The organism is Halobacillus litoralis (assembly GCF_009856445.1).
Taxonomy (GTDB): Bacteria; Bacillota; Bacilli; order Bacillales; family Halobacillaceae; genus Halobacillus; species Halobacillus litoralis.
Genome location: NZ_WMFA01000049.1, coordinates 1 through 510, shown reverse-complemented (window position 1 = coordinate 510; position 510 = coordinate 1). Strand labels below are relative to the sequence as shown.

Genomic DNA, 510 nt, shown 5'->3' with positions numbered 1-510 from the left:
ACCGTGCGCCCTTATTCACTTAACTATCTTCGTGAAAAGACGTTTACAATTTCAATTAGATGTCTTGTCATCAATTGCCTCATCGTTAGATGAAACAATGATTCCTTATCCAGTTTTCAAGGTTCACGCCCTTATGCAGGGTTGATTATAAAACACAAAATAGGTTCTTGTGTTTAGGTGTAACATTTAAATGGTGGAGCCTAGCGGGATCGAACCGCTGACCTCCTGCGTGCAAAGCAGGCGCTCTCCCAGCTGAGCTAAGGCCCCTTTTTGAATGGTGGGCCTGAGTGGACTTGAACCACCGACCTCACGCTTATCAGGCGTGCGCTCTAACCAACTGAGCTACAGGCCCATCCAATTGAAGGAAGATCATATTTTCATAGTTTGATCTCTCAAAACTGAACAACCAACACAGTACGTTTCCGTAATATCCTTAGAAAGGAGGTGATCCAGCCGCACCTTCCGATACGGCTACCTTGTTACGACTTCACCCCAATCATTGGCCCCACC

General features: G+C 46.1%; 2 tRNA genes and 1 rRNA gene. All 3 read right to left on the bottom strand.

Annotation, left to right across the window (positions count from 1 at the left end):
• Positions 1–191 precede the first annotated feature (191 nt).
• A tRNA-Ala gene (locus tag GLW00_RS20410) sits at positions 192–267 on the bottom strand.
• Positions 268–275: 8 nt separating this feature from the next.
• Positions 276–352, bottom strand: a tRNA-Ile gene (locus GLW00_RS20405).
• Between the two features lie 85 nt (positions 353–437).
• Positions 438–510 (bottom strand): 16S ribosomal RNA (locus tag GLW00_RS20400); the annotation flags it as partial.